Annotated in this window: 9 protein-coding genes; 2 read left to right on the top strand and 7 right to left on the bottom strand. The window is 66.4% G+C overall.

What is annotated here, in order from left to right:
* Positions 1-79 precede the first annotated feature (79 nt).
* A complete protein-coding gene (locus CLG96_RS09320; RefSeq protein ID WP_107967691.1) occupies positions 80-1,594 on the top strand; it encodes a carbon-nitrogen hydrolase family protein in 1,515 nt (504 codons plus the stop codon).
* A 22-nt stretch (positions 1,595-1,616) separates the two neighbouring features.
* Here CLG96_RS09320 and ybaL read toward each other — a convergent pair whose 3' ends face one another.
* Positions 1,617-3,260, bottom strand: a complete 1,644-nt coding sequence (ybaL, locus tag CLG96_RS09315) for a YbaL family putative K(+) efflux transporter (protein ID WP_107967597.1) — start codon at positions 3,258-3,260, stop codon at positions 1,617-1,619.
* Positions 3,261-3,391: 131 nt separating this feature from the next.
* On the opposite strand from ybaL, the gene CLG96_RS09310 reads away from it, so the two are divergent.
* Entirely contained in the window at positions 3,392-5,206 is a 1,815-nt protein-coding gene (locus tag CLG96_RS09310) for a cation:proton antiporter domain-containing protein (RefSeq protein WP_107967596.1), read from the top strand.
* Positions 5,207-5,216: 10 nt separating this feature from the next.
* Here the strand turns inward: CLG96_RS09310 and alaS are convergent, their stop codons facing one another.
* The 6 genes from alaS to CLG96_RS09280 form a co-directional block, all read right to left on the bottom strand.
* A complete protein-coding gene (gene alaS, locus CLG96_RS09305) occupies positions 5,217-7,880 on the bottom strand; it encodes an alanine--tRNA ligase (RefSeq protein WP_107967595.1) in 2,664 nt (887 codons plus the stop codon).
* Positions 7,881-7,946: 66 nt separating this feature from the next.
* A complete protein-coding gene (locus CLG96_RS09300) occupies positions 7,947-8,573 on the bottom strand; it encodes a glutathione S-transferase family protein (protein WP_207796650.1) in 627 nt (208 codons plus the stop codon).
* Between the two features lie 240 nt (positions 8,574-8,813).
* Positions 8,814-9,887 (bottom strand): recombinase RecA, encoded by a 1,074-nt coding sequence (gene recA, locus CLG96_RS09295; protein WP_107967689.1) that lies wholly within the window; start codon positions 9,885-9,887, stop codon positions 8,814-8,816.
* 97 nt (positions 9,888-9,984) lie between these two features.
* Positions 9,985-10,341 carry a response regulator gene (locus tag CLG96_RS09290; RefSeq protein ID WP_107967688.1) on the bottom strand — a complete coding sequence of 119 codons (357 nt, stop codon included), beginning with the start codon at positions 10,339-10,341 and terminating at the stop codon, positions 9,985-9,987.
* A gap of 26 nt (positions 10,342-10,367) precedes the next feature.
* On the bottom strand, positions 10,368-12,779 hold the full coding sequence (locus tag CLG96_RS09285; protein ID WP_107967594.1) for a hybrid sensor histidine kinase/response regulator: 2,412 nt from the start codon (positions 12,777-12,779) through the stop codon (positions 10,368-10,370).
* Positions 12,780-12,821: 42 nt separating this feature from the next.
* Positions 12,822-13,373: a DUF2062 domain-containing protein gene (locus CLG96_RS09280; RefSeq protein ID WP_107967593.1), complete on the bottom strand. Its 552-nt coding sequence runs from the start codon at positions 13,371-13,373 to the stop codon at positions 12,822-12,824.
* Positions 13,374-13,380: the final 7 nt, after the last annotated feature.

Below are 13,380 nucleotides of genomic sequence, written 5' to 3'. Positions count from 1 at the left end.
GGCGCGGCTCGAAGTCCGCCTCGCACGAACATCGGACGTACCGGGCATCGTCGCGCTGGTCGCACGCGCCTATGAAGGCATGCCGGGTTACAGCCGCGGCATGGTCCGCGGACAGATCAACAATTTCCCCGAGGGCCAGTTCGTCGCCGTCTATGACGGCAAGATCGTCGGCTATTGCGCCAGCTCGCGGATCGACGAAGCGATCGCGCTGGGGCCCCATGACTGGGACCAGATCAGCGGCAAGGGCTTCGGATCGCGCCACGACCCGACCGGCGATTGGCTCTACGGCTTCGAAATGTGCGTCGATCCCAAGCAGCGGGGCCTGCGTATCGGCCAGCGGCTCTATGAGGCGCGCCGCATGCTCGCCGAGCGGCTGGAGCTGAAGGGGATCGTGTTCGGCGGGCGGATGCCCGGCTATTATCGCACACGCAGCAAGGTCGACGGGCCGGAGGATTATCTGCGGCGCGTGCGCGCGGGCAAGCTGCGCGATCCGGTGATCGGATTCCAGATCGCCAATGGCTTCGAACCGATCGGCGTGCTGCCCAACTATCTGCCCGAGGATCGCCGCTCCTGCGGCTTCGCGGCGCATATGGTGTGGCACAACCCTTATGTCGATCCGAACGAGGATCCCAAGTTCCGCGTTCCGCGCGGAATAGAGAGCGTCCGCCTCGCCACCGTCCAGCTTCAGGCGCGGGCCGTGAAAAATTTCGCCGAATTCGTCCATAATGTCGAATATTTCGTCGATGTGGCGGCGGGTTATCGGGCGGACTTCATCGTCTTTCCCGAACTCTTCACGCTCCAGCTCCTCGCCTATGAGAAGGAGGAGCTCAGCCCCGTCGAGGCGATCGACCGGCTGACGGAGCATCGCCGGCCGATCGTGAACGAGCTCGCCCGCATGGCGCTGCGCTACAATATCAACATCATCGGCGGCTCCCACCCTACGCGAACCGAGGATGGCGACATCCAGAATGTCGCCTATGTCTGCCTGCGCGACGGATCGATTCATGCACAGGAGAAGATCCACCCCACGCCCAACGAACGCTATTGGTGGAACATCAAGGGCGGGGATTCGATCGACACGATCCAGACGGACTGCGGCCCGATCGGCGTCCTCATCTGCTATGACAGCGAATTTCCGGAACTGGCCCGGCGGCTGGTGGACGAAGGGGCGCGGATCATCTTCGTCCCCTTCTGCACGGACAGCCGCCAAGCCTATCTGCGCGTGCGCTATTGCTGCCAGGCGCGCGCGATCGAAAATCAGTGCTTCGTGGTGATGTCCGGTAATGTCGGCAACCTGCCCGGCGTCGAGAATATGGACGTGCAATATGCGCAAAGCTGCATCCTGACGCCCTGCGACTTCCCCTTCGCGCGCGACGGGATCGCGGCGGAAGCGAGCGAGAATGTCGAGACGCTGACGATCAGCGACGTCAACCTCGCCGACCTCACCTGGGCACGCGCGGAGGGCACGGTGCGCAACCTGACCGACCGGCGCTTCGACCTCTATCAGATCGACTGGTCGCATGCCGGCCATCCCGAGACCCGGCTGCATGAAACGCCGCCCGCGCGCGGCGCCAAGGCGCCCGGCGGGGGATGAGCGCGGGCGGCCGGCCGAACGGTCAGATGCCGGTCAGCGCCTCCTCCACCATGCGCCGGGCGATCTCATATTCGCCTATGATGGTGGAATCGGCGCCCTTGGCGTGGAGATGATCCATCTCCTCCTGCGTATGCGCGCGCGCGACGATGCGCAGGCCGGGATTGATCGCGCGCGCCTGCTCGACAATCTGCCCCGCCTCGAACGCCTGCGGGATCGCCACGAACAGCATCCGCGCCTGGGCGACATGCGCGCGGTCCAGCATCTCGCTGCCGGCGGCATTGCCGATCACCAGCTTGATCCGGTCGTTCGGCTCCGGAAGCCCGGCAAGATCGCCCTCCGTCTCGATCACCGTCACTCGCTCATGCGCGGCGATCAGATCACGGCCGACGCGCGATCCGACGCGGCCATAGCCCACCAGCACGACATGGCCGCGCGGCGGCGCGCGCGGCGCATCGCCGATCGCATGTTCCTCGGCCATGCCCACCGCCCTGCCGCCGAAGCGGTCGACAAGTCCGAAGATCAGCGGATTGAACAGGATCGAGACGATCGCACCCGCGAGGATCAGGTCGCGTCCCTGTTCCGGCAGCAGCGCAAGCTCCGTCCCCAGGCTCGCGAGAATGAAGGAGAATTCGCCGATCTGCGCGAGGCTGGCCGAAATCGTCAGCGCCGTCCGCTTGCCATGGCCGAAGGCAAGCACGATCAGATAGGCCGCGACCGACTTGCCGACGATGATGATCAGGACGGTGCCGAGCAACGCCAGCGGCGCCTGCACCAATATATAGGGATTGAAGAGCATCCCCACCGACACGAAGAACAGCACCGCGAAGGCATCGCGCAGCGGCAGCGTCTCTTCCGCCGCGCGCTGGCTGAGCGGCGATTCAGCGAGGATCATGCCCGCGAAGAAGGCGCCGAGCGCGAAGGACACGCCGAACAGCATCGCCGCGCCGAACGCCACGCCGAGCGCGATGGCGAGCACCGACAGGCGGAACAGCTCGCGCGAGCCGCTATGTGCGATGAGATGCAGCGCCCAGGGCACGAAGCGCCGCCCGACGATCAGCATGAAGGCGACGAAGCCGGCGGCCTTGCCGATGGTGACGAGCAGGGTGAGGCCGATCTCCGCCCCGCTCTTGCCGTCCGCCCCCATCCCGCCGGCGAGCGCCGGCAGCAGCACCAGCGCCAGCACCATCAGCAGATCCTCGACGATCAGCCAGCCGACCGCGATCTTTCCCCGATCCGTCTCGATCAGCCGCCGTTCCTGCATCGCGCGCAGCAGCACCACCGTGCTCGCGACCGACAGCGCGAGGCCGAAGACGAAGCCGCCCGCGATGCCCCAGCCGAGCAGCCAGGCAAGCCCCATGCCGAGCAATATGGCGACCCCGATCTGCGCGATCGCGCCGGGGACGGCGATATTGCGGACGGCCATCAGATCCTTGAGCGAAAAATGGAGCCCCACCCCGAACATCAGCAGGATCACACCGATTTCGGCCAGTTCGTTCGCCAGCCCCTGATCCGCCACATAACCCGGGGTGAAGGGCCCGATCGCCACGCCCGCGAGCAGATAGCCGACCAGCGGTGGCAGCCGCAGCCGGAAGGCCGCCGCACCGAAGATGAAGGCGAGCACGATCCCCGCGACGATAGTTCCGATAAGCGGGGTATGATGCGGCATGAAAGAGGCGTCTCCCTGATGATCTATATTCCAGCCTAGCTAGGCACCATGGCGGCTATATGCGAGCAACAGGAGCATTTTTTGCACGGCCGATGGTGGCAATGACGCAGCGATGAAGGAAGGATGAAGCCATGGCGCTTCCCATCCACTCCTCGATGTTCAGCGATTCGCTGGTCGTGCTCGGCGCGGCGGGGCTGGTGATCCCTGCCTTTGCGCGTTTCCGGGTGAATCCGGTGATCGGCTTCATCCTGGTCGGGCTGCTGGTCGGCCCTTCGGGGCTGGGCGCGCTCGTCGACGAGGCGCCATGGCTTTATCATCTGACGATCACCGATCCCAATTCGATCAGGCCCTTCGCCGAATTCGGCATCATCCTGCTACTCTTCTCGATCGGGCTTGAGCTGTCGTTCCGGCGGCTATGGACGATGCGACGGCTCGTCTTCGGGCTGGGGGCGTCGGAACTGCTGCTGTCCGGCCTGGTGCTGGGCATCGCCTTCCACTTGTTCGGGCTCGGCTGGACCGGCGCATTGGTGCTCGGCATCGCGCTCGCGCTTTCCTCCACCGCGCTGGTGCTGCCGATGGTCGGCACGGCGAGCGCGGTCGGCACCAGCGCCTTCGCCATGCTGCTGTTCGAGGATCTGGCGCTGGTGCCGATCATCTTCACGCTCGGCGCGCTGGCGCCCTATGGGCAGGAAGCCGGCTGGGACGGGCTGATGCGCACGATCTGGTTCGGCACGGGAACGATCGTGGCGATGCTGGTGCTCGGCCGCCTCCTCCTTCCCCGCCTGTTCGCGCAGGCAGCGCGGACCAAGAGCCCGGAGCTGTTCCTGGCGGCGAGCCTGCTGGTCGTGATCCTCGCCAGCATCGCCACCACGGCGGCGGGGCTGTCGCCGATCGTGGGCGCGCTGCTCGCCGGCATATTGATCGCCGAAACCGACTATCGCACCGAGGTCGAGATCATCACCGCCCCCTTCAAGGGACTGGCGCTGGGCGTGTTCCTGATCACCGTGGGCATGAGCCTGGACCTCCGGCTGATCGCGGCGAACTGGATGGCGCTGGCCGCGGGCGTGATCGGCGTCGTGGCGGTCAAGGCGGCGATCACGGCGGGGCTGCTGAGGCTGGGCGGCGCGCGGGCGGGCGTCTCCGCGGAGACGGGGCTTTTGATGGCGAGCCCGTCCGAAACCACGCTGATCGTGCTCGCCACCGCCGCACAAGCGCAGCTCATCTCGCGCGAGACGGCCACATTCTGGCAGATCGTCACCGCGATCGGCCTGACGATCACGCCGCTGCTCGCGCGGATCGGACATGACATGGCCCGGCGGGTGGAGCGGCGCGCGGCCGTGCCGACCGATCAGGAGCTGGAGGCCAATTGCGAGGCGCGCACCGTGATCGTCGGCTTCGGCCGCGTCGGCCGGCTGGTCGCGCAGATGCTCGAGACGCACAACCTGCCCTATCTCGCGATCGATGCCGATGTGGATACTGTCGCCCGCGCCCGCCAACGGGGCTATAAGGCGAGCTTCGGGGATATCGCCCGGCCGGGCATGATCGACCGGCTGAACCTGGGCTGCGCAAGCGCGGTGATCCTCACTATGGACGATCCGGTACAGATCGTCCGTATCGCGCGGCAGGTCCGGCGGCTCTACCCGGACCTCGCCATCGTCGCGCGTGCGCGCGACCCCAATCATGCCGCCGAGCTCTACCGGGCCGGCGCCACCGACGCAGTGCCCGAAACGCTCGAATCCTCGCTCCAATTGTCGGAAGCGGTGCTGGTCGATCTGGGCGTGGCGATGGGGCCCGTCATCGCCTCGATCCATGAGAAGCGCAGCCAGCTCCGCGCCAAGATCATGGAGATGGCCGGAATCGACCGGGAGCCGCCGATCCGGGGACGGCGACTGAGGGACGGGAACCAGGAAAGCGCCATGCCGTCATTCCAGCACGAGCCGGAATGACGGCGAAGAATCAGGCGGCCTGCGCCATCGCCTCGATCCAGGCGCGCACCGCCGCGACCGCCTCGGCCGCCTTGGCACCATCCGGCCCGCCGCCCTGCGCCATGTCGGGACGGCCGCCGCCGCCCTGGCCGCCAAGTGCGGCCACCGCCTGCTTCACCAGATCGACCGCGCTCAGCCCCGGCGCCAGATCCTCGGTAACGCCGACCGCGACGCTCGCCCGGCCTTCATTCACCGCCACCAGCACCGCGACACCCGAGCCGAGCCGCTTCTTGGCCTCGTCGACCAGCCCGCGCAGCCCCTTGGGATCGAGCCCCTCGATCACCTGGCCGATGAAGCCATGGCCATTGACCTGCTCGGGGCCGGCGGCGTCGGCCTTGGCGCCGCCACCACCGAGCGCGAGCGCCTTCTTCGCCTCGGCCAGCTCGCGTTCCAGCCGGCGACGTTCCTCGACCAGGCTGGCGACGCGGGCGGGCACATCCTCGGGCGCGGCCTTGAGCGTAGCGGCCGCCTCGCGCAGCCGGTCCTCGCGTGCCGTGAGCCACAGGCGGGCGGCCTCGCCGGTCAGCGCCTCGATGCGGCGGACGCCGGAGGAGACGGCGCTTTCCGAGACGATCTTGAACAGCGCGATATCGCCCAGCGCCGCGACATGGGTGCCGCCGCACAGCTCGACCGAATAGCTCCGATCGGCATCGCGGCCCATCGAAAGGACGCGCACCTCATCGCCATATTTTTCGCCGAATAGCGCCATGGCGCCCGCGGCGATGGCGTCGTCCGGCGTCATCAGCCGCGTCGCGACCGGCTCATTCTCGCGGATATGCTGGTTCACCTCCGCCTCGATCGCGGCAATATCCTCAGCCGTCAGCGCCTTGGGATGCGAGAAATCGAAGCGCAGCCGATCGGCCGCGACGAGGCTGCCCTTCTGCGTGACATGGCCGCCCAGACGATTGCGCAGCGCGGCGTGGAGCAGGTGCGTCGCCGAATGATTGGCCCTTATGCGCGAACGGCGATCGACATCGACCGAGAGATGCACCGCATCGCCGATCCGGATGCTGCCCGCGCGGATCGTCGCGCGATGCGCGTGGAGCCGGCCGAGCGGCTTGGACGTATCGATGACATCCGCCGCGAAGCCATTGTCGCCACCGATCGTCCCGACGTCGCCCATCTGGCCGCCGCTCTCGCCATAGAAAGGCGTCTGGTTGGTGAGGATCACCACCTCCTCGCCCGCAGCCGCGCTTTCGACGCGCTGGCCGTCGCGGACGAGCGCGACCACCTGCCCCTCGCCTTCCTGCGCGGCATAGCCGGTGAATTCGGTGCCGCCATGCTCCTCGGCAATATCGAACCAGACATCGTCCGACGCCTTCTCGCCCGAGCCCTTCCAGGCGGCGCGGGCGGCGGCCTTCTGCTCGGCCATGGCGGAATCGAAACCGGGACGATCGATCGACAGGCCCTGCGCGCGCAGCGCATCCTCGGTGAGATCGAGCGGGAAGCCATAAGTATCGTAAAGCTTGAAGGCGACGGCGCCGGGCAGCGTGTCGCCCGCCGCCATGCTCCCCGTCGCCTCGTCGAGCAAGCGCAGGCCGTTGGCGAGCGTCTGGCGGAAGCGGGTCTCCTCCAGCTTCAGCGTCTCCTCGATCAGCGGCTGGGCGCGGACGAGCTCGGGATAGGCCGCCCCCATCTCGGCGACGAGCGCGGGCACGAGGCGGTGCATCAAAGGTTCGGTGGCACCCAGCAGATGAGCATGGCGCATCGCGCGGCGCATGATGCGGCGGAGCACATAGCCGCGCCCCTCATTGGCCGGCAGCACGCCGTCGGCGACGAGGAAGCCCGACGAGCGCAGATGATCGGCGATCACGCGATGCGACGCCTTCATCGCGCCGGCCGTGTCGCTCCTGGTCAACTCGCCCGAGGCAGCGATCAGCGCCTTGAACGTATCCGTATCATAATTGTCGTGCACGCCCTGGAGCACGGCGGCGAGGCGTTCCAGCCCCATGCCGGTGTCGATCGACGGGCGCGGCAGATTGATCCGCGTCTCCTTGTCGACCTGCTCATATTGCATGAAGACGAGGTTCCAGATCTCGACGAAGCGATCGCCATCCTCGTCCGGGCTGCCGGGAGGGCCGCCGGGAATATGATCGCCATGGTCGTAGAATATCTCGGAACAGGGGCCGCACGGGCCGGTATCGCCCATCGCCCAGAAATTGTCCGAGGTGGGAATGCGGATGATGCGGCTTTCGGGCAGGCCGGCGATCTTGCGCCACAGATCGAACGCCTCGTCATCGGTGTGATAGACGGTGACGGTCAGCCGGTCGGCAGGAAGGCCCCATTCCTTGGTGATCAGATTCCAGGCGAGGCTGATCGCGCGTTCCTTGAAATAATCGCCGAAGGAAAAATTGCCGAGCATCTCGAAGAAGGTGTGATGCCGGGCGGTGTAGCCGACATTGTCGAGATCATTATGCTTGCCGCCGGCGCGGACGCATTTCTGCGCGGAGGTCGCGGTCGAATAGGGACGCGTCTCGAGGCCGGTGAAGACATTCTTGAACGGCACCATGCCCGCGTTGACGAACATCAACGTCGGATCATTGTGCGGCACCAGAGGCGCCGAGGGAACGGCGGCATGGCCCTCGCCCGCAAAATAGTCGAGAAAGGATCGGCGAATGTCGTTGGTCGAGCTCATGGGGATCGACTTAGTGGAGCGCGCGTCCGTTCTCAAGCCGAGCGGAACAGATCGGTCATCACCCGTTCAGGCATAGGCATAAGCCCCGCCCCGTTCGAGCGCACGGCCATAAGCGGGCCGGGCATGGATGCGCTCCAGCCAATCCATCAGATTGGGTCGGCTGCCGTCGAGCCCGGCGCGCTGGCAGGATATTTCGAGCGGGAAGCTCATCATCACGTCGGCGGCGGTAAAATCCTCGCCGGCGAACCAGGCGCGCGCGGCAAGCTCGCCCTCCAGCCAGTCCAAATGGACGGCGAACATGCGGCGCAAGGGCCCGCGCGCCGGCCGGCCGAGCAAGCCCAGCCGATTGACGACCAGCATCGCGAACAGGGGTGGCATCAGCGATCCTTCGGCATAATGAAGGAAATGGCGATAGCGCAACGCCGCGTCGCGATGCGGCGGCGGGCCCAGCCGGTCGCCGGCCTTCTCCACCAGATATTCGACGATCGCGCCCGTCTCCGCAATCACCCGGCCTTCATCCTCGATCAGCGGCGACTTGCCGAGCGGATGGACGCGCCGCAATTCGGGCGGGGCGAGCAGGCTCTTCGGATCGCGGGCATAGCGCTTCACCTCATAGGGCAAGCCCAGTTCCTCGAGCAGCCAGAGCACACGCTGCGAGCGGGAATTTTCGAGATGATGGACACGGATCATCATGAAAATACCTTCATGACACACTGGATGATCCGAACGGACCACCAAGGCAAGCGGGACGGAAATTGCTCCCATCCCGCACATCTAATCCAATATCGTCATGCCGAACTTGTGTCGGCATGCCCCCCTCATCTGCACCGTCGCGCGCGTCGCAGGAGAGGGACATGAATTTCCGCCTTCGCGGAAAGGACGAAATTATGGAACTCGGCCGGAGCCGCCGCAACGCGCTCCGACCCAGCTTCCTCAAATATCGTCGTCGGCGCCGGGGCCGGTCATCATCTGCTCGGCGACACCGGCAGCATTGGCGCGGATCGCCTTTTCGAGCCGTTCGGCGACCTCGGGATGCTCGCGCAGATAATTTTTCGCATTTTCCCGCCCCTGCCCGATCCGGATCGAATCATAGCTGAACCAGGCACCCGATTTCTCGACCAGCCCCGCCTTGACGCCGAGATCGAGAATCTCGCCCATCTTGGAGACGCCTTCGCCATACATGATGTCGAATTCGACCTGCTTGAAAGGCGGGGCGACCTTGTTCTTGACGACCTTCACGCGCGTCGCATTGCCGACGATATCGTCGCGATCCTTGATCTGGCCGATGCGGCGGATGTCGAGCCGGACGGATGCGTAGAATTTGAGCGCATTGCCACCGGTCGTGGTTTCAGGCGAGCCGTACATCACGCCGATCTTCATGCGGATCTGGTTGATGAAGATGACGAGCGTGCGCGAGCGGCTGATCGAGCCGGTGATCTTGCGCAACGCCTGGCTCATCAGACGCGCCTGGAGGCCGACATGGCTGTCGCCCATCTCGCCCTCGATCTCGGCGCGCGGCACGAGCGCCGCCACCGAATCCACCACCAGCACGTCGATCGCATTGGAACGGATCAGCGTGTCGGTGATCTCCAGCGCCTGTTCGCCCGTATCGGGCTGGGAGACGATCAGCTCGTCAATGTCGACGCCAAGCTTCTTGGCATAGACCGGATCGAGCGCATGTTCGGCATCGACGAAGGCGGCGGTGCCCCCCGCCTTCTGCGCCTCGGCGATGGCATGCAGCGCCAGCGTCGTTTTCCCCGAGCTTTCCGGCCCGAAAATCTCGATGATGCGGCCACGCGGCAGGCCGCCTATGCCGAGCGCGATGTCAAGGCCGAGCGAGCCGGTCGAGATCGCTTCGATCTCGATCTTCTCCCGGCTGCCGAGCTTCATCGCCGAGCCTTTGCCAAATGCCCGGTCGATCTGTGCCAGCGCCGCCTCGAGCGCCTTCTGCCTATCCATGTCGGCCTTTTCCTTCTCGGAACCGATGAGTTTGAGCTGTGCAGCCATGAGCTCCATTCCCTCGTAAATGGTGCGACCTTCCGGTTCAACGCCGGGATTATGTACACCAGATGTTCCTAGAGAACAAGATAGGAACATGGCCAATTCAGGCGGACGCGGCGCCCTCCAATGCGGTGCGCACGCCGTTCAGGGTGAAGGGCTTGGACAGCAACGCGGCACCGGCATGACGCGCCGGCGGCGGATCGAGATGCCCTCCCGTCGCCAGCACAAAGGCGAAGCCCCTGTCCGCCAGCGCATCGGCCACCGGCCAGGAAACGCCATCGCGCAGATTGACGTCGAGGATCGCGATGTCGAAGCCGCCCGCCTCCACCCGCCCCAATGCTTCGCCGATGCAATCCGCGCTGCCCGCGACGCGATGGCCGAGCGCTTCGACAAAATCTTCCAACATCATCGCGACGAGCGGTTCATCCTCGATGATGAGCACGGAAAGGGGCGCGGTCATATCATCGGCCATAAGGATCAAATATATCAACCGCCATGATTTTTCGCGGCGGCCATCACGTCGCGCGCGGCCGCGGCAAGCTGCTGCACCGAAAAGGGCTTGGGCAGGAAGGCGATTCGGTCGATATCGATCGAGCGCCGGAGCTGTTCCTCGGCATAGCCCGACATGAACAGGATCGGCATGTCGGGAAAGCGGCCGCGCGCATGGCGGACGAGTGTCGGCCCGTCCATCGTCGGCATCACCACGTCCGAGATCAGGAGATCGACGGCCTCGCCGCCCTCGAGCAGATCGAGCGCCTCCTCGCCATTGGTGGCGATGAGGACGCGATAGCCCTGGCGGACGAGCGCGCGCTCGGCAACCCCGCGGACCATCGCCTCATCCTCCACCAGCAGGATCGTGCCCGTGCCCCATGTCTCGCCCGCAGCCTCGATCCGCGCGGGCGCGACGGGCTCCGCCGTCGCCTTTTCCGCCTGATGGACAGGCAGATAGAGCAGGAAGCGCGTCCCCTGCCCCGGCTCCGATTCGGCGAAGATGAAACCGCCCGTCTGCTTGACGATGCCATAGACGGTGGACAGGCCGAGCCCCGTGCCCTTGCCCACTTCCTTGGTGGTGAAGAAGGGCTCGAAGATCTTGCCGATGATCTCGGGCGGAATGCCCGTGCCGGTATCCGAGACGCTGAGCGCGGTATAATCGACGACGGGCATGATCTCGCTGCCGAGCTTGCGCACATCCGCGGCGCTCACCGCATAGGTCTGCAGCGCCAGCGTACCGCCGCCCGGCATGGCATCGCGCGCATTGACCGCGAGGTTAACGATCACCTGCTCGAGCTGCCCCGGATCGGCGCGGACGAAACCGAGATTGCGGCCATGCTTGACGGTGAGCGTCACCGTCTCGCCCAAGAGCCGCTTCAGCAGGTTCGAGATTTCGGAGATGACGTCGGGAAGCTGCAATATCTGGGGACGCAGCGTCTGCTGACGCGAGAAAGCGAGCAGCTGGCGCGTCAGGCTCGCGGCGCGGTTCGAATTATGCTTGATCTGCTGGATATCGTCATAATCGATGTCGCCGGGCGTATGGCGCATCAGCATCAGATCGCAATGGCCGATGATCGCGGTCAGGATGTTGTTGAAGTCATGCGCGACACCGCCGGCGAGCTGGCCCACCGCCTGCATCTTCGTCGCCTGCGCGATCTGCCGCTTGAGCTTCGATTCCTCGCTATTGTCCTTGAGGCTGAGGAGGGCGGCGGCATCGCCCAGCCCCTTGGCACCGGCGATGGTGAGCACCACCGGCTCGTCCGGACGATGCTTCAGCCGCACGGCGAGATCGCCCGGCAGGGCACGGCCGGCGGCGAAGCGGCGGACGGCCTCGGCGACGGTCGCCTTATCCTCCTCCACCACCAGATCGCTAGGATAAAGCACGCCCTCGCCCGTGGCGAGCCCGGCGGCGCGGCCGAACGCCGCGTTCATGAAGAGAAAGCGGCCGTCGCGCTCGGCCAGCGCCAGCCCCAGCGGCAGCATGGCGAGCAGCGCATGGACATTGGCGGTCGCGGTGCTGCGCGCGCCGGGCCGGAGCGCGGAGGCGCCATCCTCGTCGAGCATCAGGAACAGGGCGGCGCCGGTGGGGTCCGCCTGATCGACGGCCACGGGCACGATCCTGATCGGATCGGCATCGTCGGGCTCCCGCGCCAGGCGGATCAGATCGTCTTCGCCGCTGCGCAGCAGATCCGGAAAGGCATAGGCCGTCACATCCTGTTCGGGATCACCCAGCGCGCGCAGGCGGAACACGCGGTTGGCGCCCATCACCCGCCCGTCATGATCGACCAGCGCGGCCATCACACCGGCCGCCTCCAGCCGCCGGCCGACCTCCCCTTCCACCATCCCCAGCGAATCGAGCAGCGGATCGCGGCCGGGCGCCCGATCGAAGCGCCAGACAAGATAGGCACCGCCAAGGCCCGCGCGGCGGACACGCAGGTTCAGCCCGCAGGTCGCCATTTCCAAGCCCGCGACCCCGGCATCGCCATCGCGCCAGGCGATACGGCCGGCCTCGGCGAGGCGATCGGCGCCGTCGTCCGCGAAAGGCAGGGCGGCAGGAGCGGGAAGCCCGCCGAAAAGGGCCTCATAGACCGAATTGGCGCAGAGCAGCTCCCCGTCCCGATCGGTGACGGCAACGGCATCCGTGCTATCCTCCAGCGCCGCGGAAAGCAGCGACCAGTCGATCACCGGCTGCGGCCGCGCGGCGGCTCCGCCACGCCGCATCAGGGGCAGCGCGATCCCCGCCGCGACGAACATGGCCAGAAAGATCGCCGTGAAGGGCACATCGCCCAGCGCCGCCCATATCAGCCCGGCCGAAACGATGCCTGCGACCAGGACGCCGGCGACCGCAATCCGGCTGCCCGCTGCGATGGCGGGCGGGAGCGCGGGAGCAATAGAGGGACTGGCCATGGCCGCGCACCTTCGACGGGCGCATGGCCAGCGTCAAGCCGATCAGACGTGCAGCGCGTGCCCATGGCGGCGATGCCGCCATTTGTGCCCGATCCACCAGCGCCAGCCGAACGCCGCGAGCAGATAGCCCAGCGTCGCGCCGATCAGCGACACGAGGATCAGCCCCACCGCGAGGGCAGGCCCCACATCATGGACCAGCCAGTCCATCCAGCCCATCGCCTGCGGATGGACCTGGTTCGCCAACGCACCCGCATCGATCGACGCGAGCGCGAGGATCCGCCGCCCCACCCAGATGGAGAAGGCCCAGATAGCGGGCGTGGTGAGCGGATTGGTGATGAAGGTGGTGAGCGCCGCCACGGGCACATTGGCGCGCGCGGGCAAGGCGAACAGCGCGGCGAACACCGTCTGCGCCACGGGAACCAGCACGCCCACCAGCACGCCGAGCGCTACGCCGCGCGGCACCGAACGGCGATGGAAGCGCCAGAGATCGGGACGGAGCACGCGATGCGCCACCGGCCGGAGCCAGCGAATATTCTCGAACGTCTCGCGCGTCGGCATATTCTTCTGCGACCAGGCGCGGATGCGATCGAACATAAACGGC

This window comes from Sphingomonas oleivorans (assembly GCF_003050615.1).
Classification (GTDB): domain Bacteria; phylum Pseudomonadota; class Alphaproteobacteria; order Sphingomonadales; family Sphingomonadaceae; genus Sphingomonas_H; species Sphingomonas_H oleivorans.
Note: the sequence above shows the minus strand (reverse complement) of the source record. Positions and strands in the feature narration are given on the sequence as shown.

Excerpts from the sequence above, each read along its gene's own strand:
- CLG96_RS09320 (WP_107967691.1), top strand. The coding sequence starts at position 80 with ATGCCGGGTTACAGCCGCGGCATGGTCCGCGGACAGATCAACAATTTC.
- CLG96_RS09285 (WP_107967594.1), bottom strand. The coding sequence starts at position 12,779 with ATGGCCAGTCCCTCTATTGCTCCCGCGCTCCCGCCCGCCATCGCAGCG.
- CLG96_RS09300 (WP_207796650.1), bottom strand. The coding sequence starts at position 8,573 with ATGATGATCCGTGTCCATCATCTCGAAAATTCCCGCTCGCAGCGTGTG.
- recA (WP_107967689.1), bottom strand. The coding sequence starts at position 9,887 with ATGGCTGCACAGCTCAAACTCATCGGTTCCGAGAAGGAAAAGGCCGAC.
- CLG96_RS09310 (WP_107967596.1), top strand. The coding sequence starts at position 3,392 with ATGGCGCTTCCCATCCACTCCTCGATGTTCAGCGATTCGCTGGTCGTG.
- CLG96_RS09290 (WP_107967688.1), bottom strand. The coding sequence starts at position 10,341 with ATGACCGCGCCCCTTTCCGTGCTCATCATCGAGGATGAACCGCTCGTC.
- ybaL (WP_107967597.1), bottom strand. The coding sequence starts at position 3,260 with ATGCCGCATCATACCCCGCTTATCGGAACTATCGTCGCGGGGATCGTG.
- alaS (WP_107967595.1), bottom strand. The coding sequence starts at position 7,880 with ATGAGCTCGACCAACGACATTCGCCGATCCTTTCTCGACTATTTTGCG.
- CLG96_RS09280 (WP_107967593.1), bottom strand. The coding sequence starts at position 13,373 with ATGTTCGATCGCATCCGCGCCTGGTCGCAGAAGAATATGCCGACGCGC.